General features: G+C 66.3%; 23 protein-coding genes. 7 read left to right on the forward strand and 16 right to left on the reverse strand.

Translation table 11 applies throughout. The annotated features are described in order from the left end of the window. Positions 1 to 29 precede the first annotated feature (29 nt). Positions 30 to 1517, forward strand: coding sequence for an Asp-tRNA(Asn)/Glu-tRNA(Gln) amidotransferase subunit GatB (gene gatB, locus ACREB4_RS02300; protein WP_431586573.1), 1488 nt, complete (start codon positions 30 to 32; stop codon positions 1515 to 1517). A gap of 15 nt (positions 1518 to 1532) precedes the next feature. On the opposite strand, the gene ACREB4_RS02305 is transcribed toward gatB, so the two are convergent. From ACREB4_RS02305 to pyrE, 3 genes are read right to left on the reverse strand one after another with little or no spacing between them, the layout of a single operon-like run. Continuing rightward, complete coding sequence (locus tag ACREB4_RS02305) at positions 1533 to 2228, reverse strand: hypothetical protein (RefSeq protein ID WP_431586574.1); 696 nt, start codon at positions 2226 to 2228, stop codon at positions 1533 to 1535. Further along, positions 2215 to 2769 (reverse strand): hypothetical protein, encoded by a 555-nt coding sequence (locus ACREB4_RS02310; protein WP_431586575.1) that lies wholly within the window; start codon positions 2767 to 2769, stop codon positions 2215 to 2217. The genes ACREB4_RS02305 and ACREB4_RS02310 overlap by 14 nt, the downstream gene beginning before the upstream one ends. A 26-nt stretch (positions 2770 to 2795) precedes the next feature. Further along, the gene (gene pyrE / locus ACREB4_RS02315; protein WP_431586576.1) at positions 2796 to 3473 is read right to left on the reverse strand and encodes an orotate phosphoribosyltransferase; all 678 of its coding nucleotides are present in this window, start codon (positions 3471 to 3473) and stop codon (positions 2796 to 2798) included. Between the two features lie 14 nt (positions 3474 to 3487). Between pyrE and ACREB4_RS02320 the strand changes: the two genes are divergently transcribed. From ACREB4_RS02320 to ACREB4_RS02330, 3 genes are all read left to right on the forward strand, one after another. Continuing rightward, on the forward strand, positions 3488 to 4300 hold the full coding sequence (locus ACREB4_RS02320; protein WP_431586577.1) for an exodeoxyribonuclease III: 813 nt from the start codon (positions 3488 to 3490) through the stop codon (positions 4298 to 4300). Between the two features lie 249 nt (positions 4301 to 4549). Beyond that, positions 4550 to 5218 (forward strand): hypothetical protein, encoded by a 669-nt coding sequence (locus tag ACREB4_RS02325; RefSeq protein ID WP_431586578.1) that lies wholly within the window; start codon positions 4550 to 4552, stop codon positions 5216 to 5218. Between the two features lie 222 nt (positions 5219 to 5440). Next, on the forward strand, positions 5441 to 7393 hold the full coding sequence (locus ACREB4_RS02330) for an ATP-binding protein (RefSeq protein ID WP_431586579.1): 1953 nt from the start codon (positions 5441 to 5443) through the stop codon (positions 7391 to 7393). Here the strand turns inward: ACREB4_RS02330 and ACREB4_RS02335 are convergent. Then, entirely contained in the window at positions 7376 to 9541 is a 2166-nt protein-coding gene (locus tag ACREB4_RS02335; protein WP_431586580.1) for an ATP-binding protein, read from the reverse strand. The genes ACREB4_RS02330 and ACREB4_RS02335 overlap by 18 nt on opposite strands. 95 nt (positions 9542 to 9636) lie before the next feature. Between ACREB4_RS02335 and ACREB4_RS02340 the strand changes: the two genes are divergently transcribed. After that, on the forward strand, positions 9637 to 11130 hold the full coding sequence (locus ACREB4_RS02340; RefSeq protein ID WP_431586581.1) for an amidase: 1494 nt from the start codon (positions 9637 to 9639) through the stop codon (positions 11128 to 11130). A 2-nt stretch (positions 11131 to 11132) separates the two neighbouring features. Here ACREB4_RS02340 and ACREB4_RS02345 read toward each other — a convergent pair whose 3' ends face one another. The 5 genes from ACREB4_RS02345 to ACREB4_RS02365 all read right to left on the reverse strand — a co-directional run bounded on the left by ACREB4_RS02345 (position 11133) and on the right by ACREB4_RS02365 (position 16655). After that, positions 11133 to 12326 (reverse strand): GGDEF domain-containing protein, encoded by a 1194-nt coding sequence (locus tag ACREB4_RS02345; RefSeq protein ID WP_431586582.1) that lies wholly within the window; start codon positions 12324 to 12326, stop codon positions 11133 to 11135. Continuing rightward, a complete protein-coding gene (locus tag ACREB4_RS02350; protein ID WP_431586583.1) occupies positions 12323 to 13468 on the reverse strand; it encodes a GGDEF domain-containing protein in 1146 nt (381 codons plus the stop codon). The genes ACREB4_RS02345 and ACREB4_RS02350 overlap by 4 nt, the downstream gene beginning before the upstream one ends. 78 nt (positions 13469 to 13546) lie before the next feature. After that, entirely contained in the window at positions 13547 to 14971 is a 1425-nt protein-coding gene (locus ACREB4_RS02355; RefSeq protein WP_431586584.1) for a DHA2 family efflux MFS transporter permease subunit, read from the reverse strand. Then, positions 14971 to 15732, reverse strand: coding sequence for an ABC transporter permease (locus ACREB4_RS02360; protein WP_431586585.1), 762 nt, complete (start codon positions 15730 to 15732; stop codon positions 14971 to 14973). Before ACREB4_RS02360 ends, ACREB4_RS02355 begins: the two co-directional genes overlap by 1 nt. Then, positions 15729 to 16655 (reverse strand): ABC transporter ATP-binding protein, encoded by a 927-nt coding sequence (locus ACREB4_RS02365; RefSeq protein WP_431586586.1) that lies wholly within the window; start codon positions 16653 to 16655, stop codon positions 15729 to 15731. Before ACREB4_RS02365 ends, ACREB4_RS02360 begins: the two co-directional genes overlap by 4 nt. A 217-nt stretch (positions 16656 to 16872) precedes the next feature. Between ACREB4_RS02365 and ACREB4_RS02370 the strand changes: the two genes are divergently transcribed. Both ACREB4_RS02370 and ACREB4_RS02375 read left to right on the forward strand, forming a co-directional pair. Further along, positions 16873 to 18726 carry an ATP-binding protein gene (locus ACREB4_RS02370; RefSeq protein ID WP_431586587.1) on the forward strand — a complete coding sequence of 618 codons (1854 nt, stop codon included), beginning with the start codon at positions 16873 to 16875 and terminating at the stop codon, positions 18724 to 18726. A 69-nt stretch (positions 18727 to 18795) separates the two neighbouring features. Continuing rightward, positions 18796 to 19689, forward strand: a complete 894-nt coding sequence (locus tag ACREB4_RS02375) for a DMT family transporter (protein ID WP_431586588.1) — start codon at positions 18796 to 18798, stop codon at positions 19687 to 19689. Here the strand turns inward: ACREB4_RS02375 and ACREB4_RS02380 are convergent. The 7 genes from ACREB4_RS02380 to ACREB4_RS02410 all read right to left on the reverse strand — a co-directional run bounded on the left by ACREB4_RS02380 (position 19686) and on the right by ACREB4_RS02410 (position 25710). Beyond that, entirely contained in the window at positions 19686 to 20825 is a 1140-nt protein-coding gene (locus ACREB4_RS02380; RefSeq protein ID WP_431586589.1) for a sensor histidine kinase, read from the reverse strand. The two genes, ACREB4_RS02375 and ACREB4_RS02380, sit on opposite strands and share 4 nt — an antisense overlap. A gap of 12 nt (positions 20826 to 20837) precedes the next feature. After that, positions 20838 to 21557 (reverse strand): response regulator transcription factor, encoded by a 720-nt coding sequence (locus ACREB4_RS02385; RefSeq protein ID WP_431586590.1) that lies wholly within the window; start codon positions 21555 to 21557, stop codon positions 20838 to 20840. After that, positions 21532 to 21867 carry a 4Fe-4S dicluster domain-containing protein gene (locus tag ACREB4_RS02390; RefSeq protein ID WP_431586591.1) on the reverse strand — a complete coding sequence of 112 codons (336 nt, stop codon included), beginning with the start codon at positions 21865 to 21867 and terminating at the stop codon, positions 21532 to 21534. The genes ACREB4_RS02385 and ACREB4_RS02390 overlap by 26 nt, the downstream gene beginning before the upstream one ends. Beyond that, positions 21864 to 22301, reverse strand: coding sequence for a Spy/CpxP family protein refolding chaperone (locus ACREB4_RS02395; protein WP_431586592.1), 438 nt, complete (start codon positions 22299 to 22301; stop codon positions 21864 to 21866). The genes ACREB4_RS02390 and ACREB4_RS02395 overlap by 4 nt, the downstream gene beginning before the upstream one ends. 73 nt (positions 22302 to 22374) lie before the next feature. Further along, positions 22375 to 23052: a GntR family transcriptional regulator gene (locus ACREB4_RS02400; protein ID WP_431586593.1), complete on the reverse strand. Its 678-nt coding sequence runs from the start codon at positions 23050 to 23052 to the stop codon at positions 22375 to 22377. Positions 23053 to 23074: 22 nt separating this feature from the next. After that, positions 23075 to 24523 carry an efflux transporter outer membrane subunit gene (locus tag ACREB4_RS02405; RefSeq protein ID WP_431586594.1) on the reverse strand — a complete coding sequence of 483 codons (1449 nt, stop codon included), beginning with the start codon at positions 24521 to 24523 and terminating at the stop codon, positions 23075 to 23077. Next, positions 24520 to 25710 carry an efflux RND transporter periplasmic adaptor subunit gene (locus ACREB4_RS02410; protein ID WP_431586595.1) on the reverse strand — a complete coding sequence of 397 codons (1191 nt, stop codon included), beginning with the start codon at positions 25708 to 25710 and terminating at the stop codon, positions 24520 to 24522. The genes ACREB4_RS02405 and ACREB4_RS02410 overlap by 4 nt, the downstream gene beginning before the upstream one ends. Positions 25711 to 25723: the final 13 nt, after the last annotated feature.

Below are 25723 nucleotides of genomic sequence, written 5' to 3' on the forward strand. Positions count from 1 at the left end.
CTGAATCCATTCTTCACGCTGAACGCCCCATGACCCCACCTGCCCTCATCCGCGGTTACGAAGTCGTCATCGGCCTGGAAACCCACGCCCAGCTGTCGACCCAATCCAAGATCTTCTCGGGGGCCTCGACCCAGTTCGGCGCCGCCCCCAACACCCAGGCCTGCCCCGTGGACCTGGCCCTGCCCGGCACCCTGCCCGTGATGAACCATGGCGCCGTCGACCGCGCCATTGCCTTCGGCCTGGCCGTGGGCGCCACCGTGGCCCCGCGCTCCATCTTCGCGCGCAAGAACTACTTCTACCCTGACCTGCCCAAGGGCTACCAGATCAGCCAGTACGAAATCCCGGTGGTGCAAGGCGGCGCGGTGCGCTTCTTCATCGGCGATGTCGAGCACACGGTGCAGTTGACGCGCGCCCACCTGGAAGAAGACGCCGGCAAATCGCTGCACGATGACTTCGTCGGCTTCAATGGCGAGAAGTCCAGCGGCATCGACTTGAACCGCGCCGGCACGCCTTTGCTGGAAATCGTGACCGAGCCCGACATGCGCTCCAGCGTCGAAGCGGCCGAATATGCGCGTGCGTTGCACGCCCTGGTGGTGTGGCTGGGCATCTGCGACGGCAACATGCAAGAGGGGTCCTTCCGCTGCGATGCCAATGTGTCGGTGCGCAAGCCCGGCGCGCCTTTCGGCACGCGCCGCGAGATCAAGAACCTGAACAGCTTCAAGTTCATCCAACAGGCGATCGACTACGAGATCCAGTGGCAGATCGACGAGATCGAAGACGGCCGCAGCATCCAGCAGGCCACCGTGCTCTTCAACGCCGACACGGGCCAGACACGCGCCATGCGCACCAAGGAAGACGCGCACGACTACCGCTATTTCCCCGACCCTGACCTGCCACCCCTGGTGATCGCCCCCGAGTGGATCGAGCGTGTGCGCGGCGACATGCCCGAACTGCCACGCGCCATGGCGGCACGCTTCCAGGCCGACTATGGACTGCCAGCCTACGACGCGGCGCTGATGACGCAATCCAAGGCCGTGGGCGCCTTTTTTGAATCGGCCGCCAAGGCCAGCGGCCAGCCCAAGCTGGTGTCGAACTGGGTCATGGGCGAGATTTCGCGCCGCCTGAACGCGGCCGAGCAGACCATCGAACAAAGCCCGGTCGGCGCCGAACTGCTGGCCGCCTTGATCGGCCGCATCAGCGACGGCACCATCGCCAACAATGGGGCCAAGCAGGTGTTCGAAGTCTTGTGGACCGAATCGCCTTCTTCAGACGATTCACCCACCGTGCGCATCGATGCCATCATCGAGGCCAAGGGCCTCAAGCAGATGAGCGACACGGGTGAGCTGGAAAAGATCCTGGACGAAGTGCTGGCCGCCAACGCCAAGTCGGTCGAGGAATTCCGCGCTGGCAAGGAAAAAGCCTTCAACGCTCTGGTCGGCCAGGCCATGAAGGCGACCAAGGGCAAGGCCAACCCGGCCGCCGTCAACGAACTGTTGAAGAAGAAGCTGGAAAGCTGAGCTGAAGAAGGCGCCTCAGCGCGGCGCGGTGCCCGATGCCACGGCGGGGGGCACCGACCCCAGGGGCGCACCGGCCCACAGGCGCCGCAGGCGGGCCAACTCGGCATCGTAGAGGGCGTTGATCCGCACCATCTCGGCCTTCTGGTTGGCGATGATGTCGCGCTGCGCCTGTTGCGTGGCCTCGTTGTCTTCGATGCGCGAGCGCAGCTTGAACGGCATGGACTTGCCCTTGAAGAACTCGGCCTCGGTCATCAGGGTCTTGCGGTCGGCCTGCAGTTCGGCCACGCGCTTTTCGGAAATGGCGATGGCCTTGCGCAGGTCGTCCAGTGCCGCCACGCGACCCTTGTTGTGCGCGGCTTCGTTGGGAAAGCGCAGCATCAGGTTGCGGTCCCGGCGCACGGCATCCTTGCGGGCGGCCTCCTGGGCCTGCTTCACACGCTGCTGCTCTTCGAAAACGGCTTGCTCCTCGGCGTTCATGCGCGGGGGCACGGTGTCTCGGTGCGAGCCATCCTTGTTGAGCAGGCGCTGCTCCCGGTCCAGGCACTCCTGGATGGGGCGGTCGGACGTGAGCTTGTGGCCCTTGCCGTCATCGCACGAATAAATGGTCGACGCCGCCCAGGCGGAGTTCGCCCCCAGGATCGCCGAGGCGCTCAGCAGGGCCAGGCCCCAGGACCTCATCCGGTCCACGCCGATGATGTCAGCAACCCGCATCACGCCATGCCTTTGCGGCCGCTTGCCGCTGTCGATTGTTGGGGTCGGTCTCGGCGTCCACTTGCCCCTTGAGCACTTGGCAGATGTTGGCCAGGCCGGTGGTGGGCGCCTTGGCCGCCATGCAGTCCGTTTCGACGCCGTGGCGAACCTCCAGCGAGGTGCCACGACGGCTGTACACGTCGGAAATCAGGCGGCGGGCGTCCTCGGAAGTGGCCGCGGCCAGCTGGACTTCGGCGGTCTTGCCCGATTCCTTGGCCCACACGATCTGCTTGGCGCGGTTGCCCATTGCCGCACACTCGGCATCGACCCGGGCAAGCACTGGCACAGGGGCCGGCACGGCGGCCGGCGCCGACGTCGGGGCGGACACCACATGTTCGCGCGCCACGCCACTGCCACCAATCACCTTGGCGGGCTGGCCTGCGTCACAAGGCCGGTCTTGGTAGGAACTTCCGCAGCGGAACATGGTGCCGGCCAGCACGGGCGAGCACAAGGTGCCCAGCAAGGGCACCAGCCAGAACAGACTTCGCGGGGATCGTTGCATGGATGGGTGAGTCTCGAAGCGCCACTTCAGACCCCGTAGCGCTGCCGATAGGCGGCAACCGCAGGATGGAATGAAGCCAGCGCAGGGTCCGATTGATGACTCAGATATTGCAACAGGTCGGCCAGGCTCGCAATGGAAACAACCGGGAGTTGATAGTGCTGTTCGACCTGTTGAACGGCACTTTCCGGACATTCTTCACCATTCAGCGTGGCTTTTTCCTGGCGGTCCAGCGCGATGGTGACGCCGCAGGGGGTGGCACCGGCCTTGGCGATCAGGTCGATGGACTCGCGCACCGAAGTGCCGGCCGAGATCACGTCGTCGATGATCAGCACCCGGCCCTTGACGGGCGCCCCCACCAGGGTGCCGCCCTCGCCGTGGTCCTTGGCTTCCTTGCGGTTGTAGGCGAAAGGCACATTCTTGCCCAGGCGAGCCAATTCGATCGAAACAGCCGCCGCCAGGGTGATGCCCTTGTAGGCCGGCCCGAACAGCATGTCGAACGCCAGGCCCGACGCCACCAGCCGCTGTGCATAGAATTGCGCCAGGCGGCCCAGCTTGGCGCCGTCATCGAACAGGCCGGCGTTGAAGAAATAGGGCGACAGCCGCCCCGCCTTGGTTTTGAATTCCCCGAACCGCAACACCTGCGATTGAACCGCGAAGGCCACGAATTCCTGGGCCAGTGCGCTGTTGGAAGGGGTGTTGCTCATCTTGAAAGTACCTCGTGTTTCGACTCGTCTCACTCAACCTGAACGGCATCCGTTCCGCCGCCAACAAGGGCCTGATCCCCTGGGCTGAAGAGCTTGCGGCCGATTGTATGGGCGTGCAGGAACTCAAGGCGCAGGCCGCCGACATGACCCCTAGCTTGTCGGCCATGGCCGGCATGCAGGGTTATTTTCACCATGCCGAAAAGAAAGGCTACTCCGGCGTGGGCGTGTACAGCAAGCACGAGCCCTCGGATGTGCTGATCGGCCTGGGCACGCACGACACCACCACCGAGTTCGACGCTGAGGGCCGCTGGGTAGAGGTGCGCTTCGACAAGCCAGGCCGCAAGCTCTCGCTGATCAGCTGTTACTTTCCCAGCGGCTCCAGCTCGGAAGACCGCCAGCAGGCCAAATTCCGCTTCCTGGGCATGATCGCCCCGCACCTGGCCCGCCTGAAGGCCGAGCGCGAATACATCCTGGTGGGCGACGTCAACATCGCCCACCACGAAAAGGACTTGAAGAACTGGAAGGGCAACCTCAAGAACAGCGGTTTCTTGCCCGAGGAACGCGCCTGGATGACGACCCTGCTCGACCCGGACCAGGGCATCGGCCTGGTCGACGTCTACCGCCAATTGCACCCCGACACCACCGACGAGTGCTACACGTGGTGGAGCAACCGGGGCCAGGCCCGGGCCAAGAACGTGGGCTGGCGCATCGACTACCACCTGGCCACACCCGGCCTGGCACCGCTGGCCCGGCAGGCCTCCATCTACAAGACGACCTGGTTCAGCGACCACGCACCCTTGATCGTGGATTACGACCTGACGCTGTGAGCCCGGCCAGATCGGCACATGCCATGGGTGGGGACCACTTGGACGCCAGCCTGAAGGCCATCCACGGCGCCCTGAAAACCGGCGGCATGCTCGGCGTGGAGGATCACCGTGAAGGTGGGGTGAACCGCGTGCGCTCGCATTGACACGGTCTGGTGAAAAGCCAGGTTTTCACCAGGCTTTGCTGGCCATGGTGCCAAGAAAATCCTGCCTACAGTAGCAGGCTAGCTTGAACACACCAGGACGAGACCCATGACCGTGAACCACCGCTTCGCCTTCGTGCTGACCACTTTCGTGGCCGGCTTGACCGCAGGGACCGCCCAGGCCGGCGAGGTCTACGGCAACCTCGGCCTGCCCGGCGCCATGCTGGGCTATGCCCACAGCGTGAACAGCAGCTGGGGCCTGCGCACCGACGTCTCCACGCTGGGCAGCATTCGCCGCGACTTCACCGAATCCGGCATCACCTACCAAGGCACCCTCAAGGCCAACCGTCTGGGCCTGTTCGCCGACTACTTTCCCCTGCAAGGCGGTTTCCGTCTGACCGGCGGCCTGACCTTTGGCGACATGAAAGCGCGGTTGAAATCGCGGTTCGATGGCGCGACGCCGGTCACGGTGGGCAACCAGACCATCACCCCGTCGGCCAACGACTACTTCAACGCCGAGGTGAAGTTCCCGCGCACCATGCCTTACCTGGGCATCGGCTGGGGTCACCAAGCCCGCGAACAGGGTTTCGGTTTCGTGGCCGACCTGGGCGCGATGCTCGGCAAGGCCAAGGTCACCACGTCGCAGAATGTGGTGGCCAATCACCCTGGCGTCATCAGCCAGGCAGACGTGGACGCCGAAACCCAGAAATTGCGCGATGGCGTGGGCGACCTCAAGGTACTGCCCCAGGTCAGCCTGGGCCTGAGCTACCGCTACTGATCCCTCGAGCAATGAATGGCCAGCCCGCATCAAAGCAGGGCTGGCACCGCCCTGGCTTTTCATCGGACACCGACAAAGGCAAACAACACAGGGCTGGGTGCGAACCCCGGTGCCGGTGATGGAGTCCATCGCCGGCATTTGTCGTTTCGAGCCCGAAACAGCAACTTGCGACGGGCTGGACGCAGGTCCATACTGGCGGGTCATACCTGGGGGAACACCAGCATGGGCCAATCTGCAGTTCACCTGGAGGGAGCAGCCTCGACGCAGCACCTCCAGAACACCTTCGAGCAGTTGACCGAACGAAAACGCATGCTGCGCTCCATCCTGGACGGCATCCCGGGCATGGTCGGCTACTGGGACCAGGACCTGCGCAACCGCTTCTCCAACCGCGCTTACCTGGCCTGGCTGGGCACCGACCAGGAAATCACCGGACAACACCTGCGCGATGTCGTTGGCGAAGAAGTTTTCTTCCAGGACCGCCACCACATCGAAGGCGTTCTGCGCGGGCAGGCGCAGCAGTTCGAGCAGACGCTGCATGGACACGGCCGGCAAGGCGAGCTGCATGCCCAGGTCCACCTGGTGCCGGACATGGTCGATGGCCAGGTCAAAGGCTTCTTCGCCATGGTGTTCGACGTGACCAAGATCAAGAACGCCGAGGCCAAGGCCGAAGCAGGCAGCCAGGCCAAGAGCGAGTTCCTGGCCAGCATGAGCCACGAGATCCGCACACCGCTGCACGCCGTGCTGGGCTTGGCACAGGTGGGCGAACGGGCCACGACCGACCCACGCGCCGCCCAGACTTTCAAGGACATCCTGGAATCCGGCCAACACCTGCTGGCCTTGGTCAACGACGTGCTCGACTTCTCCAAGATCGAGGCGGGCAAGATCGTGCTGGAGGCCGACCGGGTCGACTTGGGCCAGGTCATCGAACAGGCCATGAACATGGTGGCCGCCCGCGCCCAGGCCAAGGGCCTGGACCTTCGGATGGAGCAAGGCCCTTCGGTGCCCCACTCGTTCAAGGGTGACGAACTGCGGATCACCCAGTTGCTGATCAACCTGCTGAGCAACGCCGTGAAGTTCACCGAACAAGGCAGCGTCACCCTGCGCGTTGAAAGCCGGCTCAACTGGCTGATCCTGCAGGTGCGTGACACCGGCATCGGGATGTCGCCCGAGGTGCAGTCCCACCTGTTCCAGCCTTTCGTGCAGGGCGATGGCACCAGCACGCGCTGCATTGGCGGCACGGGCCTGGGCCTGTCGATCTGCAAGCGCCTGCTGGACATCATGGATGGCGAGATCCGCGTCAAGAGCGCGCCTGGCCAAGGCAGCACCTTCGAGATCCACCTGCCCTTGTTCGGCGCGCAACACGGCGACCAACCCTTGCGGCACATCGACCCCCGCCAGACGCAGCCCGGCCTCAAGCTGCCGGCGGGCCCCCGCCTGCCAGGCTTGCGCGTGCTGGTGGCCGAAGACCACCCGGTGAACCAGATGGTGCTGAACGACTTGCTGACCACCGAAGGCGCCATCATCACCTGCGTGGACAACGGCGCGCTGGCGGTCGACGAGGTGCGCGCCGGCAAGGTCTTCGACGTGATGCTGTGCGACATCGAGATGCCGGTGATGGACGGCTACGAAGCCACCCGCCAGATCAAGGCCTTGTGCCCTCAGTTGCCCATCATCGGGCTGACCGCCCATGCCTTCGACGTGGCACGCCAGCAAGGCATGGCCGCCGGCATGACCGACTACCTGACCAAGCCCTACATGATCGATCAGCTGGTCAAGAACATCGCCCGACACGCGCTCAAACCGGCGGCCGAGGCGGCTTCAACGCCTCTTCAACCATCGCCATCGGCCGGCTTCCAGATCGACCGCCAATCACTGATCGACCACTACCCGCAGGGCGCCCAGTTCATCGACCGCCTGTTCGTCACCATCCGGGACACCAGCCTGAGCCTGCCCGACCAGTTGCGCGAGGCCGCCACCCAGCGGGACCCCGAACGCCTGCGCGCCTTGGCGCACAACACCAAGGGCATGGCGGCCAACCTGCTGGTCAACGACCTGCGCTGGCTGGCCAGCCACCTTGAAGACCAGTGCCGCAAGGACCCCGAAGCCGCCTTCACCTCGGCCGCCTCGCTGGCCAGCGCCGTCGAGGCCATGATCGCGTCACTCGGCCTGGATTGAGGCGGCCTGCGGCTGCCGGGCCAGCCGGATCTGGGTCACCAGGCGCGCCAGCTTGTCGAAGGCGTACGGTTTGCACAGGATGTGGTCGACACCGGCCTCGCGCCAGGCGGCGTGGCACTCGGCATTGACCTCACCGCTGATCAGCACGATGGGCAGGCGAAGCCCACCTTGGTCGGCCTCGCGCTGGCGGATCGCCCGGGTGGCGGCCAAGCCATCCATCTCAGGCATGTGGTAGTCCATCAACAGCAGGTCGAAACGCCGGGCCTCGACCGCTTGGACGGCGGCCAGGCCGGTTTCCACCACGTGGGGCAAAGCCTGGCAATGGGACAGCATCTCACTCAGCAAGGTGCGGTTCAATTCGCTGTCTTCCGCCACCAGCACCTGCAAGGCCGAGTCCGGCAAGGTGGTCGGCCTGGACGCGGGCTCGGCAGGCGCCACCAACTCCGGCAACACGCCATTGAGCCAATCGACCAAAGCCTGGGCGCGCAGGGGCTTGTACAGGTTCAGCACCGCAGCGGGCAAATCGCCGGGAGCCGGCATCGCGTCCACCGCCGAGGACACGATGGCCTTGGGCTGGCCAGGGGCCCCCCAGGACCACAGGCGGCTGTCGCTCGCGGCGCAGGCCGCCGCGTCCACCAGCACCGCGTCCACCTCGGCATCGGTGGCCCCTTCGGGGGCCAGCACCAAACCCAGGTCATCGGCGAGCGAGCGGACCTGGCGACGCAAGCCCGCGCTGCCCGTCACCAGGCGCAAACGCTGCCCATTGAAGACGGGCACGGGTGAATCGCCACCAGCACCAGACAGGCGTTCCAGGGGCACACGGACCACGAAGCAACTGCCCACACCCACCCGGCTGGACACCACGATGTCGCCCCCCATGCACCGGACCAGCTCGCGGCTGATCGACAGGCCCAGGCCCGTGCCGCCGTACTGGCGCGTGGTGGACTGGTCGGCCTGGCTGAAAGGCTGGAACAGGTTGGCGACTTGCCCCGAACTCATGCCGATGCCCGTGTCCTGCACTTCGATGCGAACCCACAGGCGGTGATCGGGCTGTGCCGCGTTGGCCGCAGGCGGCGGATCACCGGCCAGGTGCACGTGCACCCCGCCCCGCCGCGTGAACTTCACGGCGTTCGAGACCAGGTTGTTGAGCGCCTGCCTCAACCTCATGTCGTCGCCCATCAGCAACTCGGGCACCTCGGGGTCGAAGCTGCAGGTCAGCTCCAGCCCCTTGTCGAATGCCGTGACCGCGAACAGATCGGCGCTGTCGGCCAGCAGGTCACGCAGGCGCACCACTTCCTGGCGCACCTCCAGTTGGCCGGCCTCCAGCTTGGCCCAGTCCAGCACGTCGTTGAGCAGGCTGAGCAGGGTCTGCGAGCTGTGGTCCAGCAGGTGCAGCATTTGCCGTTGCTCCTGCGGCGGCAGGTCTTTTTGCCGCAGCAGCGAGGCGGTGCCCACGATGCCATTGAGCGGCGTGCGGATCTCGTGGCTCATGATGGCCAGGAAGCGCTGCTTGGCCTCGTTGCCGCGCTGCGCCTGCTGGTGCGAGACCTCCAGCACCTGGTGGACCTGCGCCCGCCAACGCACCGCGATCCAGCCAAAGACCGAGAACAGCACCACCGAGCCGATCGTGGCCACCACCGATTGGGCGTGCGCATCGGGCAACACCATGGGCCGCAGGGCCGCCAGGTAGGGCGGCTCGTAGAAAGACATCACCAGGATCTGCGCGACGAAGGCCACGCAGAAGGCCAGGCCCAGGCGCAGGTTGCCGGCCACGATGGCGATGATGGGCAGCACCGCCAGCCAGCGCAAGGCCGGCGCCTGCAGTCCCCCCTGCATCCAGGCCACTGCCGCCACCTGGGCGTACATGATCGACAGGCCGATGCCGAGGTAACGCGAAGCGCCGGTGCGGCTGGTCCAGACCCGCCAGGCACACCACAGCACGGTCGCCAGTTCGAGCACCCCCAGCAGGCCCACGACCTGGCCGCCCATGAGCAACCAGGCCAGCTTCACAGGAATGAGAATCAACACGCTGCAAGCCGCCAGGAACCAGAAGGTTCGGCGAACCAGGGCTTCCTCCAAATCTTGTGCGGTGATCAAAACCTTGGACACCGGCGACCCGAAAGTCGACTCACCATCTCTTGCAGCCATGCATTTCTTCTTGCGTTCACTCCCCGGCAGTATCCGCGAAAGCCCGCACGTTCCACTGCCTAGAATGCCGGCTTCGCCCCGACCGAAAGTGCTTCATGACGTTTGACGAATACCAGGCGCACGATGCGCTGGCCCTGGCCGATCTGGTGGCCCGGGGCCTCGTGACACCCAGCGAACTGCTGGAAGCCGCCCTGGCCCGCGCAGACGCCGTGAACCCCGCCTTGAACGCGGTCGTGCGCCGACAGGACGAGGCCGCGCGCGCCCTGGCAGCGGGGCCGCTGTCCGGCCCCTTCGCCGGCGTGCCCTTCCTCGTCAAGGACCTGCTCCAGGAAGTCGCGGGCGTGCCCTGCAGCTATGGCAACCGCGCCATGACCGACCAGACCGCGGCGGAAGACAGCGACGTGGTCAAGCGCTGGCGCCAGGCCGGGCTGGTGATCTTCGGGCAGACCAACACGCCGGAGTTCGCGTCCAAGAACGTGACCGAGCCGGACCACTGGGGACCCGCCCGCAATCCCTGGGACCTGGGGCGCACACCCGGTGGCTCATCGGGAGGCGCCGCGTCGGCCGTGGCCGCGGGCATCGTTCCGGTGGCGGGGGCCAACGATGGCGGCGGATCGATCCGCATCCCGGCAGCTGCCTGCGGGCTGTTTGGTTTCAAGCCGGCACGGGGCCGCGTGTCCAGCGGCCCTTTGATCAGCGAAGGCCTGTTCGGGGCCGCCGTGCAGGGCGTGGTCTCGCGCAGCGTGCGCGACAGCGCGGCCATGCTGGACGTGCTGCAAGGCCCGGAGCCACACGCTCCTTACTGGATGCCACCGTCCAGCCAGTTGCCCCAAGGCGGCTACCTGGCCGCCCTGGCACAAGCTCCACGTCCTCTGCGCATCGGCTTCAGCACGGCATCGCCCCTGGGCACCCCGGTCGATTCCCAGGCCGTGGCCGCGGTGGACGACGCTGTGCAATTGTTGAGGTCCTTGGGCCATCAGGTCGAGCCCGCCGAACCGGCCATGGATGGCCAGGCCCTGGCCAAGGATTTCCTGCAGGCCTGGTTCTGCATGCAAGCCGTGTTCATGGACGAGGTCCGGGAACGCACAGGCGCGTCCGGCTCCAACTTTGAAACCGACACCCGCATCATGGCGGCCGTGGGTCGCGCCACTTCGGGCCCGGCGCTGCTGCAATGCCAGATGCGCTGGAACGACTACACGCGGGCCTTGGCCGATTTTCACCAACGGCACGACCTGTGGCTGACCCCGACCTTGAACGGCCCCGCCCTGCCCATCGGCCAGAACGCCACGCCCGCCTTGCTGGAGCTGGGTTCACGCTTGCTGTTGTCCTTCGGCCTGGCCGGCTTGCTGCGCTACACCGGCATCCTGGACGCCCTGGTCCTCAAGACCCTGGCCTGGACGCCTTACACGCTGGTCGCCAACCTCACGGGCCGGCCCGCCATGTCGGTGCCGCTGTACTGGACGCCGCAAGGCTTGCCCCTGGGCGTGCAGTTCGTCGGCCCGCTGGACAGCGAGGTGGGAATGCTGCAGTTGGCCCGCCAGCTGGAAGAAGCGCGCCCCTGGTTCCACCGCAGGCCCGCGGTGGGCTGAAATCACTTCAGCGAACAGGCTACTTGCGAATCCGCCTGCCCGGCGGCTTGCACGATCGACGCCACGATCCGGTCCCTCCCCTGGCGTTTGGCGATGTACAGGTTGTCATCGGCCAAACGCATGGCCGCGTCGCCATCGCCATCGTTGGTCTGGGCCACGCCCACGCTCTGCGTGACGCTGAACTGCTGTCCATCGAAGCTGAACACCTGGGCGCGCACCCCCGAAGACATCAGTTGGGCCACGCGCTGCGCCTGCTCCAGGCCAGTCTCGGGCAAGAGCACGGCGAACTCCTCGCCGCCGATGCGCGCCGCGGTGTCGATCTGCTCACGCGTGGTGCTCTTGAGGATGCGGCCCAAGGCCACCAGCACGGCGTCGCCGGCCGGGTGGCCCCAGGTGTCGTTGATCTTCTTGAAGTGGTCCACGTCGCACATCACCAGGCTGAAGGGACGCTTGGAGCGCGCATGGCGGTGCGACTCGATCTCCAGTTGGGTCATGAACGTGCGGCGGTTGGCCAGGCCGGTCAGCATGTCGGTGCGGACCAGGGTCTCCAGCTCGCGCCGACGTTGGCCCAGCGTGGCGAACAGGAAGAGCACCATGCCCAGGAAGGACACCAGGCAGAAGTCCAACACGACACGGCACCAGATCTGCCACCACCAGGCCAGCTCTCCGCCCGAGAACACCGGCTTGATCAGCAATGGCGCGTAGGACATCATCCCCAGGCGGACCAACACCTCGTGCGCGAGCACCATGCCGGCACCGATCATGAGGCTGGGGGCCAGGACCCTGAAATCGAACAGGGCGCGGCCGAGCATGATGGCCGTCAGCACCGCCAGACTGATCGGCGTGTCCTTCAGGCCATGCGCCACGGCCAGGCCCATCAGCACGACCAGGGTGGGTGTGACGGTCAGCACCGGCAGCCAGTTGCAGGCCACCTCGGTTTTGCGTTTGCCCCAGCAGTAATGGGCCACCAGGCCCAGGCCGAGGATCACCGCCACCAGGAAGGCTTGCCCAGCCACCAGCGCGGTGGGATGGTAGAACGTCAGGGCCCGAGGATCGAGCAAGGCATAGGTCTGCAGCCCCACGAACACCATCAGCAAGGAGATGGCGCCTGCCGAGAACAGCAGGCAACTGATGACAGGCCGGCGGTCCAGCAACTGTTCCGCCAACCAGGTTTTCACCGAACCCAGCGACCTCATGGCGTCACCCCCGTCACGGTGGAATAAACAGCCTGGTCACGGCCGCCTTGCTTGGCCTTGTACAGGTTGCGGTCGGCCTGCTGCCAGGCCGCCTCGATGGATTCGCCACGGCACTCGACCACGCCCATGCTGATGGTCAGGTGGAAGGCCTCGCCATTGACGTTGAAGGTGTGGCGGCGCAGGCCATCGGCAATGCGGCGGCAGACGATTTCGGTGGCGGCCAGCGAGGTGTCGGGCAACAGCACGGCGAACTCTTCGCCACCGATGCGGGCCGATTGGTCGGTGGGCGTGCGCACGCCTTCGATCAGGATCTGGGCCAGGCGGCGCAGGACTTCATCGCCGGCATGGTGGCCATAGCGGTCATTGATGCTTTTGAAGTGGTCCACGTCCACCAGCACCAGGCTGTAAGGCGTGCCGGAACGGGCAAAACGGCGTGACTCGGCGGTCAGGCGCTCCATGAAATAGCGGCGGTTGGACAGACCCGTGAGCACGTCGGTGTACGACAGCTTGGCCAGTTGCAGGTGCAGGGCGTCCAGTTTGGCAAAGAGCAGGAAGATCAGGCCCAGGATGATGGCCCAGCTGACGTAGAACACTGTGTCGCGCCACAAGGACCACCACCAGCTTGGCAAGCCGCCTTCGAAAGCCTGGTCGGTGATGGCCGGCGCGTAGGGGATCCAGCCCAGCATGATCATCACGTCCTGGCCAATGTAGATGGCCACGCACAGGATGATGACCCGCAAGACCACCCCGACGCTGAACAGCAAAAGGCCCACCGCGACCACGCCCAGCATCACCAGGCTCATGTTGGAGGTGAAGGTGCCCGCCGCGATCATCAGGATCAGGTAGCCCAGACCGATGTTGGTCGCGACCGTCATGTTCGCGCGGGGCACGGCATCGGCCAGCTTGCGCCGCGCCCACAACCAGCGCCCCATCACGAAGCTCACCAGCAGCACGGCGCTCAGGCCGGCTTGCAAAGCCAGGAGCACATCGTGACGGATGCCACGAGAGATGTCGGCGTTGAAGAAGGCCAGCGTGTTGGCGATCCAGAAGATGCAGAACCACGGCACCGACACCAAGACCGCCAGCAGGCAGCGCTGGGCAGGCGTGGAGGTGTCCAGTAAACGGTCAAGCGTTTGGCGCATACGGCCTTATCGACCCGGGCGGACAAAGCTTGAGCGATTCCTGTCCTTTTCAAGCGGTGCAATGGACCCGTGCGTGCCCTAGGCACGGGCGGGCGCATCGCCCCGGGTCACGCTTTCGCCATCGCTGGAACGCAAGGTCCAGAACGAGAGCGAAGACAGGATGGTCAGGCCGCCCAGGGTCAGGAAGGCATGGTGCAAGGCGTTCGTGACAAAAGCACGCTCGGTCTGCGGCAGGTCCCCCAGGTACCAGGCCGTGATGAGCGATCCACAGGCCAGGCCGAAGCTCATGGACATCTGCTGCAAGGAACTGGCGATGGTGCTGGCCATGCTCGAATCCTTGGACTCGATGTCCGCATAGGCCATGGAGTTCATGCTGGAAAACTGCAGCGAATTGAAGAAGCCCAGGCCCAGGCTCATCAGCACGATGGTGGCCAGGTGCGTGGACGAGTCCACCAGGGCATAGGTGCCGATGGTGAGCCCGATCATCACGGTGTTGGCCACCAGCACGCGCTTGTAGCCAAAGCGGCGCAGCAGCCTGGAGGCCACCAGCTTCATGCCCATGGCGGCCAGCGCGGTCGGCATCATCATCAGGCCGGATTGCCAGGCCGGCAGGCCCAGGCCCAACTGGTACAACAAGGGCAAGAGGAAAGGCAGGCCGCCAATGCCCAGACGCGTGAGGAAGCCGCCCACCACCGACACGCGGAACGTGCGCACGGTGAACAGGTCCAGGCGGAGCAGCGGGTGCGGCGCCTGGCGCGCGTGCCACCAGTAAGCCCCCAGCAGGCTGAAGGCCAGGATGAACAGCACACCCGCCGAGGTCACGTCCAGCCGGTGGTCGCCGAAGATCTCCAGCAACCAGGACAGCAAGGCCGTGCCCGCGCCAAACAGCACCAGGCCCACGACATCGAGCGGACGCGGCGCTTCGCCGCGGTAGTCGGGCATGTGCCGGTGGATCAGGTACAAGGCCAGCAGGCCCACCGGCACGTTGACGAAGAAGATCTCCCGCCACGACAACCAGTGCACGATCAACCCGCCCACCGTGGGCCCCAGCAGCGGCCCGATCAGGGCCGGGATGATGACGAAGTTCATCGCCCGCAGCAGTTCCGACTTGGGAAAGGTGCGGATGATGGTGAGGCGCCCCACCGGCATCATCATGGCCGCGCCGATGCCCTGCAGGATGCGCGTGGCCACCAGCATGGGCACGTTCACCGCCAGGCCGCACAAAATGGACGAGACCGTGAAAATGCCCACGGCCGTGGCGAACACCCGCCGCGTGCCGAAGCGGTCGGCCATCCAGCCGCTCATGGGAATGCACACCGCCAGCGCCAGGATGTAGCTGGTGACCACGGCCTTCAGGCTGAGTGGCGTGACGTTCAAGCTGAGCGCCATCGAGGGTACCGCCGTGTTGACGATGGTCGAGTCCAGCTGCTCCATGAACAGGGCCGTGGCCACCACCCAAGGCAGGAAGGTCTTGACGTTCGACGACGCCGGCGCGCTGCTCATCACTTCTTCAGCTTGTAGCCCGTCTTGAAGATCCAGGCCACGATGGCCACCGACACCAGCATGAAGGCCAGCGTCATGGCGAGGCTGATGCCCACATCCACGTCGGCCAGGCCATAGAAGCTCCAGCGGAAGCCGCTGATCAGGTAGACCACCGGGTTGAACAGCGCCACGGTCTGCCAGGCCTCGGGCAGCATCTTGATGGAATAGAAACTGCCCCCCAGGAAGGTCAGCGGCGTGACGATCAACAGCGGCACCACCTGGAGTTTCTCGAAGTTATCGGCCCACAAACCGATGATGAAGCCCACCAGGCTGAAGGTGACCGAGGTGAGCACCAGGAACAGCAGCATCCACACCGGGTGCTCGATCCGCAAGGGCACGAACAGCCCCGCGGTGGCCAGGATGATCAGCCCCAGCAGCAGGGACTTGGTGGCCGCCGCCCCGACGTAACTGAGCGTGATCTCGAAGTAGGAAATGGGCGCCGACAGCAGCTCGTAGATGGTGCCGGTGAACTTGGGAAAGTAGATGCCGAAAGACGCGTTGGAGATGCTCTGGGTGAGCAGGGACAGCATGATCAAGCCCGGCACGATGAAAGCGCCGTAGCTGATGCCATCGACCTCCTGGATGCGCGAACCGATGGCCGCGCCGAACACCACGAAGTAAAGCGAGGTGGAGATGACCGGCGAAATGATGCTCTGCATCAGCGTGCGCCGGGTGCGCGCCATCTCGAACGCGTAGATGGCCTTGACGGCGTGCCAGTTCATGCGGGGTCCTTCACCAGGTTGACGAAGATGTCTTCCAGCGAGCTTTGCCGCGTCTGGATGTCCTTGAACTTGAGCCCGGCCTGTTGCAAGGCCGCCAGCAGTTCACCCGCATCGACGTTGTCGTCCTGCGAATCGTAGGCATAGGTCAGCTCCTTGCCCTCACCCGCCAAAGTGAGCGCGTAGCCGGCCAGCTCGGGGGGCACCTGCGCCAGCGGCTGCAGCAATTGCACGGTCAGTTGCTTCTTGCCCAGCTTGCGCATCAGCTCGTCCTTGTCTTCCACCAGCACCATCTCGCCTTTGTTGATGACGCCGATGCGGTCGGCCATCTCCTGGGCTTCCTCGATGTAATGCGTGGTCAGGATGATGGTCACGCCCGACTTCTGCAGCTGGCGCACCAGGTTCCACATGTCGCGCCGCAGGTTCACGTCCACCCCGGCGGTGGGCTCGTCCAGGAACAGGATCTGCGGCTCGTGCGACAGGGCCTTGGCGATCATCACACGGCGCTTCATGCCCCCGGACAAGGCCATGATCTTGTTGTCCTTCTTGTCCCACAAGGACAGGTCCTTCAGCACCTTCTCGATGTAAGCCGGGCTGGCCTTCTTGCCGAACAAGCCGCGGCTGAAGGACACCGTGTCCCAGACGGTTTCGAAGGCGTCGGTGGTCAGTTCCTGCGGCACCAGGCCGACCAGGTCGCGCGCGGCCCGGTAGTCTTTGACATTGTCGTGGCCATCGACCCGCACGCTGCCTTCGCTGGCGGTGACGATGCCGCAGATGATGCTGATCAGGGTGGTCTTGCCAGCGCCGTTCGGCCCCAGCAGGGCCAGGATCTCGCCACGGCGGATGTCCAGCTGGACGCTCTTGAGGGCCTGGAATCCGGACGCGTAGGTCTTGGACAGGCGATCGACTTGGATGATGTGGGGCATGGCGGCGACGATACCCGATGTGGCATCGGCTTGCCGGGCCAGGGTTGGCGACAACCCTCATGGCGGCCGCCTGGGCGCCCCTCATTCAGGGGTGGGTAAATCCGCAATTTGTCATGAAGCGCCGATTTGGCCTGCCGCACTCGCCTTCCCAAAAAACCGAGGCACGGCGACACTGAAAGCCGCATACCCGACGTTTTACTCACGCCATCAGCAGTCCGTGATTTCGCCCTCCCGCCCCTCTCTGTCCTTGCCGCACACCACCTCGCTGGATCCCGAGCTGGACAAGCGCGTGAACGAGAGCCGGCAGCGGTCGCTGCATGAAATGCTGCCGTTCTCGATGCTGCTCGGCCTGGTGACGGCACTGGGCGTGGTGGCCGTGCTGCAGGACCGCCTGCCCCTGGGCCTCCTGATCGGGTGGTTCACCACGCGGCTGCTGATCTCCGGGGCCCGCCTGGCCGATTGCTGGCGCTGCGACCTGGGCCGCCGGCCCGTGGGCCCCCACGACCTGCGCATCTACCGGGTGCTCGCGACCCTCGATGGCATCGCCTGGAGCGCCTTGGGCTGGGGCATCACGCCCATCCACGAGATGGACGTGGCGGTGGTGAGCATCGGCGTGCTGATCGGCGTGGCCGCCTTGGGCACCTGCATGCTGCATTTCGATGCCCTGACGTCCACTTTGTTCGTCACCCCGATTCTGCTGCCCAACGCGGTCTACGCCTCCACACGGCACGACAAGCTGGGCTGGTTCTGTGCCCTGGCGACCACGGGGCTGGCGTTCGCCCTGCTCCTGGAGGCGCGCCGATCCAACCTGCGCATCATCGAACTCACGCGGCTGCGCCTGCAGAGCGAACAGGTCGCCAAGGCGCAAGCCCAGGCCTTGAAGCAAGCCCAGATGCTGAGCGACACCAAGGGCCGCTTCCTGGCCACCATGAGCCATGAGATGCGCACGCCCCTGCACGGCATGCTGGGCCTGGTCCGCCTGCTGCGCCAACGGGAGCAGGATGCGCAGGCCGTGCACAGGCTGGACCTCGTGCGTAGCTCGGGCGAACACCTGGTCAGCGTCATCAACGACATCCTCGACTTTTCCAGCATCGAGGCGGGCCACCTGCCCTTGCACGAACGGCCCTTCAAGCTGCATGCCTTGCTCAATGAAGTGGCGGGCACCAACAGCGTGAGCGCCTCCGACAACGGCCTGACCCTGCAAGTCGAACTCGACCTGGACCGGGACGAGATGGTGAACGGCGACCCCGTCCGCATCCGCCAGGTGCTGCACAACCTGCTGGGCAACGCGGTCAAGTTCACGGCCAAGGGCTTCGTGCGGGTCCACGCCAAGCGCGATGCCCAGAGCGGCCATGTGCACATCCATGTCCAGGATTCGGGCATCGGCATCCCCTCGCACGAGCAGAGCCGCATCTTCGAAGCCTTCCACCAGGCCGAAGGCACCTACCAGCGCCGCGCGGGCGGCACGGGCCTGGGCCTGGCCATTTCACGCGAACTGTGCCGGGCCATGGGCGGCGAGCTGACCTGCCACAGCGAAGTCGGCCTGGGCTCGACATTCACCTTCCACCTGCCCTTGCCCACCGTGCCCGACCAGCAGCCCAGCCAGCCCGCTGCACTGGCCAGCATCGATGCCATGACCGAAGCCTCCAGCCTCCGCCAACCCAGACAGGAAGGCCTGCGCGAGGCCCACGTCCTCCTGGTCGAGGACAACCCGGTGAACGCGCTGGTGGCCCAGGCCGAGCTGCAATTGCTGGGGGTCAAGGTGAGCATGGTCGTCAATGGCCGCGAGGCCGTCGATTGGCTGGCACGACAGCAGGCCGACCTGGTGCTGATGGATTGCGAGATGCCGGTGATGGATGGCTACGAAGCCACCCGGCAGATCCGCGCGCGCGAGCGCCACACGGGCTTGTCCCCTGTCAGCATCGTCGCGCTGACGGCCAATGGCACGGAGGCCTGCGGCGACCGCTGCCGGGAGGCTGGCATGAACGGCCAGCTGGGCAAGCCTTTCAGGCCTCAGGACCTGGCCCAGGCCCTGGCGCTGTACCTGCCAAAAGCTCCCCAACCGGCCTGACAAGGCCATTCGCCAGCCAGGCTGGACACGGCTGGTTAAGCTGCGGCCCTCGGCACCAGCGATCCCTCCATGAATCAACGCGAACAAGTCCAGGGCTACCTGGCCGCCATCGGCACCGTGGCCATCTGGTCGGGCTTCATCGTCGTCTCGCGCCTGGGCGGCAAGAGCGCGCTCACGCCCTTCGACGTGCTGGCCCTGAGGCTGGGGTTCGCGGCCATCCTGTTGTTGCCCTTCGTGGGCAGCCTGCCCGAGGGCAGTTGGCGCAACCCGCGCCTGTGGGCGCTGACCTTGAGCGGAGGCGTGGTCTACGGGCTGGCGGTGTACGCGGGCTTCAAGTACGCCCCGGCCAGCCACGCGGGCATCCTGCTGCCGGGCATCCAACCTTTTCTGATCCCACTGGTGGGCTGGATGTTGCTGGGCACGCGTGTGCAACGCCAGCAGTTGCTGGGCTTGTTGCCGATCGGGATGGGCGTGCTCTGTGTGGCTTCGCCATCGTTCGTGCATGGGGATTGGGACCGGCAGGTGTTGCTGGGCGACCTGCTCTTCTTCACATCGTCGGTGGTCTGGGCCTTGTACAGCGTGCTGGCCCGGCGCTGGGGCTTCCACCCCTGGGTGCTGACGCGCGTGCTGGCCATCGGCTCGGCGGCGCTGTACCTGCCGATTTACGTCGCGCTGCTGCCGCGCAACCTGGCCGCCGCACCGCTGTCGACCATCTTGCTGCAGGGGCTGTACCAGGGGGTCGGGGCGACCATCGTGGCCATGCTGCTGTTCCTCAAGGCCGTGTCCACCATCGGACCCGCGCGCACCGGGGCGTTGATCGCGCTGGTGCCGGTGCTGGCCGGCGTGGCGGCCGCCCCCTTGCTGGACGAGCCTTTGACCCCCGAGCTGATCGCCGGCCTGGTGTTGGTGTCCATCGGGGCCTTCGTGGCGGCACGGCCCGCCAAGGCCGTGGCAGCGGCCTAGCCTTTCACGTTCACCGGCAACTCGACGCCGGCCTCCAGACCAGGCTGCGCGTTGCGCAAGGTCAAGGTGCCACCATGTGCCTGCGCGATCTGCTTGCACAGGCTGAGGCCCAGGCCCACGCCACCGCTGCCACGCGTGCGGGCGGAATCGGGCCTGAAGAAGGGTTGGCCCAGCTTGGGCAGGGCATCGTCGGGCACGCCTGGGCCCCGGTCGCGAACGGTGAGGCGCACGCCACCGGTTTCCGATTCGGCCACCGTCAGCACCACGGGGCCTTGCGCGGCATCGTGGTGGCGCAAGGCGTTGTCCAGCAGATTGCCCAGCAATACCTGCACACGGGTGATGTCCAGGCGCATGGCCGGCAGCCCATCGGCCAGGTCGGCCCGCAGCTGACCACCGCTCATGGCCCCGGCAAATCGGCGTTGCAAGAGTTCATCGACCAAAGCCGGCCAATGGGCCTCTTCCAGGCGAAGGGCACTGTGGCCAGAATCCAGGCGCTCGCGTTCCAGCAGGTCTTCGATCAGGTCGCGCATCTCGCCCAACTCTTTCACCACGGCCTGCTGCGATGGGCCTTCGTCCATCAGCTCGGCATTGAGGCGGGCGCGGGTCAAGGGGCTGCGCAACTCGTGGCTGATGGACAGCAGCAGTTCACGCTTGGCATCGAGCATGGCTTGAATGTCGTCGGCCATCTGGTTGAAACGGTCGGCCACGTCGCCGATCTCGTCGCGGTGGAACACGCGGATGCGGTGCGACAGCTCGCCCCGTCCAAAGGCGGCCGCGCCATGCGACAAGGCGCGCAAAGGCCAGAGCATGCGGCGGATGCTGCCATAGGCCAGCAAGGTGATCAGCCACAGGCCCGCCAGCATCCAGCCCCAACCCAGGTGTTGCTGCACGGTCTGGTAGACCAGCAGGCCGCCCGCGCCACCCAGCAGCAGGAAGATGAAGGCCAGCCGCGCGCCCAGCGAATGGCGAAAGCGCCGGTGCAGCGAATATCGGTGCCAGCGCAACTCGTGGAAGGCATGGTGCGCCTTGAGCCACTCATCGCGGTCGGCCGGGTGTTGCCAGCGCAGGCCATGGGCCTCGAAATGTCGGCGCAGGCGCCGCTCGTGGCGGGCCATGCGGTCGTGTCGGTTGAACATGGTGATTCGTCCTCAGGCTCGGGGCGCCAGGGCCAGGCAGTAGCCGGCGTTGCGCAGGGTCTTGACGGCGTCCAGCGGCGCGAGCTTCTTGCGCAGGCGGCTGACCAGGATGTCGACCGAACGCGTGTACAGGTCGGCCTCCTGGCCGCGCAAGTGATTGAGGATCTCGTCGCGGCCGAAGACCTTGCCGGGCTGGGTGGCCAGCATCAGGAGCAGCTCGTATTCGGTGCTGGTGAGGTCGACGGTGGCCTCGCGGGCTTCGTTGGCAACCCGCACTTCGCGCCGGTCCAGGTCGATGTTCAAGCCATCGAAGCGCTTGAGCTTGGCGGTGCCTTGCGCGGCCAGGCCGCGGCTGGGCTGAAGGGCGCGGCGCAGCAGGCTTTGCAGGCGGGCCGCCAGCTCGCGCGGCTCGAAGGGCTTGGCGAGGTAGTCGTCGGCGCCCAGTTCCAGGCCGACCACGCGGTCGGTCAGGTCGCCGCGCGCGCTCAGCATCAGCACGGGCAGGTGGCGCCACGCCTCGTTGCCGGCACGCAAGCGTTTGCAGAACTCGAAGCCATCGACCTCGGGCAGCATGCCGTCCAGGATCAAGGCGTCGAAGGACTCGGTCTGCAGGCGTTGCAGGCCTTCGCTGGGCCGCACGGCGGCCACCAGCTCGAAATCGAAGCGGGCCAGGTACTGCGCGAGCGGCGGGGCCAGCGCTTCGTCGTCATCGATCAGCAGGATGCGGGGCATGGTGTGGGTGATTGTGCCCGGAGCCGACGCGCACCAGGGTGATGGCGTCTTCCGGGCAGGCGCGGACACAGTGTCCGCAGGCCTCGCAGGCTTCCAAGTTGGGCGTGAAGGCCTGCTGCCAGCCATGGGCCCATCCCTTGAGGCGACCTCGCAAGGACAGGCCCACGCGCTCGTCGGCGGGCAAAACACCCAGGCTGAAGACCTGGACAGGGCAGACGTCGACACAATCGCCTTTGCCTTCGCACCGGTTGCGGTCGATGCGGGGAGCGAAGGTGCCGGGCGCCTGGCGGCACTCCCGGCTGGCCATCATTGCTCGCCGCGGCGGCCGAAACGGCCAAAGCCGCGTCGGCGCAAGCGCATCACGAAGCGCAGGGCCTGCTGCTGCTCGGCGTCGAGCGTGTCGTAGAAATCGGCCAGGGCGTCGACCAGGGCGGGCACGGCGGCTTGCGCGGTGGCCAGGCGTTCATCCACCAGTTGGCGGGTGGCAGCGCGGTCCAGGGTGCTGCCGGCGAGCAGGCCGGTGATGTCCTCGAACAGGGCTTCGCGGCGCAGGGCCTGGCGTTGTTGCTGCACGGCCGAGAGCAGGGTTTCGAGCTTGGCCTGCTGTTCGCCGTTGAGGTCGAGACGGTGGCTCAGTTTGCCAGCCAGGTGGTCGGCGAAAGAAGAGGCGCCGTCTTCATGGCGATGGTGATGGTGGGCGGAATGGCGACGGTGAGCGTGAACGAGGGCGTGGAAGGGATTCATGTGAAGCATCCTTGGTGGTTGATGCCTCCATCATCGGAAAACACGGGCCATGCCGGGTTTCAACGCGGTCTCGCTAGGTATCGTTTTGTTTCGCGCTTGGTTTCGTCCGTGGGCGGGGCACGTCGATGCTGTCCAGGAAGGTCTCGTTGTGGTGGCGCAGCACCTTCCCCGCGCCGGTGCCATCGCCAGCCTTCAGCAAATCAACGATGGTCTGGTGCTCGGCCACCGCGTCGTTGAAGCGGCTGTCTTCGTGCACCACCTGGATGGCCATGCGCGCGCGCACCTCCCAGCCCAGCGAATCCCACACGCGCAGCATCACGCCGTTGCCGGACATGCAGATGATGCGGCGGTGGAAGGCCAGGTTGTGCCGGGCAAAGGCCTCCAGGTCCTTGGCCCAGGCGGCCACGACCACGGCATCGACATCGGCCTGCAGCAAGGCCAGGTCTTCCATCGACGCCGGCACGGCCAGTTGCGCGGCGGTCTCTTCCATGCAGGCGCGCAACTGGTAGGCCTCGCGGGTTTCCTGCGGGGTGATGTGGCGCACATAGGTGCCACGGTAACGCTCTGACTGCACCAGGCCCAGGGATTCAAGCTCGCGCAGGGCCTCGCGCACAGGTGCCTGGCTGACCTGGAACTCGCCGGCCAACTCCAGCTCTTTCAGCCGGGCACCGGGTGCGTAAGTGCCATCCTGGATGCGCGACACCACGACGTCGCGAATCTGGTCGCGCATGCACAGGCGGGGAAGGTTCATCTCGAAAAGGGGCGGTCTCGGTTCAATGGCGGGCCTGGGTGTCGGGTGGTGGGGCATGCCAGTCACCGCCCAGGGCCTTGATCAATTGGACCCGCGCATTGAGGCGAGCAACCTCGATGTTTACCCCAGCCTGGCTGGCTTGCAGCAAAGCGGTCTGCGCGGTGACCACCGAGAGGTAGGTGACCAGGCCGCTGTCGTACTGGCGGCGCGATTGGGCCAGTGCGCGCGTGGCAGCGGCTTCGGCAGCTTGCTGGCTGATGGATTCGAGGTCGAGTTGGCGCACGGCGGCCAAGCTGTCTTCGGCCTCGCGGTAGGCGGTCAGCACCGTCTGGCGGTAGTTGGCGGCGGCCTCGTCGAAGGCAGCGCGCGAAACCCGGATGTTGGCATCGGTGCGGCCGCCATCGAACAGGTTGAGCAAGGCCTGCGGGCCCACGGACCAGAAGCGGCTGGGTGCCTCGAACCAGTTGGACGAGGCGGCGGACTGGAGGCCCAAGGTGCCCCCGATGCTGAAGGTCGGGTAGTAGGCCGCGCGGGCCACGCCAATGTCGGCATTGGCGGCGAAGACGCGGCGCTCGGCGGCGGCCACGTCGGGCCGGCGTTCCAGCAACGATGAAGGCAGGCCAGCCTGGATGCGGGCATCCAGCGCCGCCTTGGGGAAGTCGCCACCCGGCACACCGAAGCCTGGCGCGGGCTCGCCCACCAGCACGGCGATGGCGTGGACCAATTGCGCGCGCTTGAGCTGCACATCGGCCAGGGTGGTGCGGGTGTTCTCCAGTTGGAGCCGCGCCTGGTCCACGTCCAATCCGGTCACCAGACCCCCGTCGAAGCGGCGTTGGGTCAGGGCCAGCGCTTGCTCGTAGGCGTCGAGCACATGGCCCAGCAATTGGGCCATGCGTTCCTGGCCGCGCAAGGCGAAGTAGTTGCTGGCCAGTTCGGCCTGCAGGCTCAGGCGCAAAGCCTCCAGGTCGGCGGCGCTGGCCTGCACGCGGGCATCGCCCGACTGCGCGGCGTTGCGCACGCGGCCCCACAGGTCCAGCTCGTACGACAGGTTCAGGCCCAGGCTGTGGTCGCTGCTCAAGGGCGATCCGGCCGGGGCCTTGGCCGAGTTCTGCGAGGCGCGTGCGCGCGTGGCCGAAACCGTGGCGTTCAACAGCGGCAGCGAGGGCGCGCGGGCGATGTCCGCCAAGGCCCGGGCCTGGTCGTAACGTGCCAGCGCGGCCTTGAGGTTCTGGTTGGACACGGTCACGCGGGCCTGCAGCGTGTTCAGGGTGTCATCGCCAAAGCGCCTCCACCAATCGCCACGCGCCTGGTCATCGGCGGGCTGGGCAGCCTGCCAACCCGGCGGGATCTCCTGGAAAGCGGCGGGCTGGGCCACCTCGGGCCGCTGGTAGACGGGCGCCATCGAGCAGGCCGACAACGCGGCCAGCACCAGCGCCGTCACGGCGATGAAGGGCGTGCGGTGCCCCTTCACTTGGCCGCGCTCCCCGGTGCCGCCTTGGGCGCGAACACGGTCACGCGGACCGGCGTGCCGCTCAAGGCTGAATCAGGCGGGTTGAGCACGATGCGGTCAGTGGGCTGAAGGCCGCTCAACACTTCGACCTCCTTGCCGAAGTCGCGGCCTTGCGTGATGGTCTTGATCTGCAGCGTGTCTTGCGCATCGACGGTGACCACGCTCAGGCCATCGGCGCGGAACAGCAGGGCATTGCCCGGCACGCGCAAGGTGTCCACGCGCAAAGGCAGCTTGAAGTGCACCTCGGCATAGGCACCGGGCAGCAGGGTGCCGGCCGCATTGTCGATCTCCAGTTGTGTCAACAGCGTGCGCGTGCTGGCCGAGATGGCGGTCGAGGTGGCCATGACCTTGGCCGGGAAACTCTTGCCAGGCTGCGACACGAAACGCAGGTCGGCGTTCAGGCCAGGGGCGATGCCTGTGGCCAGACTTTCCGGGGTCTCGACATAGACGCGCAGCTTGCGGGTGGACGAGACGTGGAACAAGGCCTGGCCCGAGGCGCCACCGGCCACGACCAGCGCCCCCACATCGGTGTTGCGCGCGGTGACCACGCCATCGAAGGGCGCGGTCACGCGGGCGAAACCCTGCAGCTCGCGCAGGCGCTGCACATTGGCGCGCGCCGAGGTCACCGCGGCGGCCTTGGCCAGGCCATCGCCGATGCGGTCTTCTGCATCTTGCGGCGCCACAGACTGCGTGGCCAGCAACTGCTTGTAGCGCTCGGCCGTGCCTTGCGCGACCTTGCTGGTGGCCTCGGCCACGGCCAGCTCGGCCTCGGCCTGACGCAATTGCTGATCCACCTCGGGCGCGTCGATTTCGGCCAGCAACTGGCCAGCCTTGACGGCATCGCCGATGTCCACCAGGCGGCGCTTGAGGTAGCCACTGGTGCGCGCATAAATGGGCGCGTCGGACCAGGCCTGCACGGTGCCGGGCAGCACCAGGTCTTCGGTCGACTGACCCTTCGAGGGCGCGGTGACCAGCACCGTCGGCTTGGAGGCGCCTTGGGTCGCTTCGCGCAAGGCGTCCTTGGCCTGCACCGTGCTGAACAGGCGCCAACCCACCAGGGACAGCAGCACGACGGCGGTCAGCAGCACCGGCAGGGACAGGCCTGTGCTGCGGGAAACGCGAGACGCAGGGTTGGGATGAAGTCGCATGGTGACCTTCCGG

The organism is Aquabacterium sp. (genome assembly GCF_050725395.1).
Taxonomy (GTDB): Bacteria; Pseudomonadota; Gammaproteobacteria; order Burkholderiales; family Burkholderiaceae_C; genus Aquabacterium.